Source organism: Mesorhizobium sp. WSM4848 (assembly GCF_055811375.1).
Map to the genome: position 1 here is coordinate 1 of NZ_JBVVPX010000121.1, position 494 is coordinate 494.

Sequence of the window (494 nt, forward strand, 5' to 3'; positions counted from 1 at the left end):
AACACGGTGAACTATTCCAAGGCGCTGCCGCTGGCCCAAGGCGTGTCCTTCGACATCGACTGAGGCTGGTGAGACCCCTTGTCGCGGCGGCTACGCCATAGCTGCCACGATCTATCTCGGTCGCCGTTCAGCGGCTTCAGGGAGATCCAAAACAATCTGCGAAAGCCGCATCAATGATGGCGAGCTCGGGACTTCGGCGCTCGTAAGGGCCCTTGGCCGCCGCAAGATTGCTTCCAAAAATCACACATGTTGACGATAATTTAACACCATTGTATGGTCGATTCCGTTGGTTCGGCATTCCCATCGGTGTTCGGCGGTTGCTTCGCCGGGCAGCTTTCCCCGTCGTCGTCAGGCGCGATGCACCAAAATCCTATTCGCAACGCGTATCGGCAAGCGATGAGCTGAGAGGTAGCCATGTCCAGCCTGCTTGGGATCGACAACGGCCTGACGGTGACGAAGGCGGTGATCTTCGACGCTGACGGTTCGCAATTGTC

1 pseudogene is annotated in these 494 nt (G+C 57.7%); it reads left to right on the plus strand.

The annotated features are described in order from the left end of the window. Positions 1-63, plus strand: a pseudogene (locus AC0L16_RS33585) (aldehyde dehydrogenase); the annotation flags it as partial. Between the last annotated feature and the right edge of the window lie 431 nt (positions 64-494).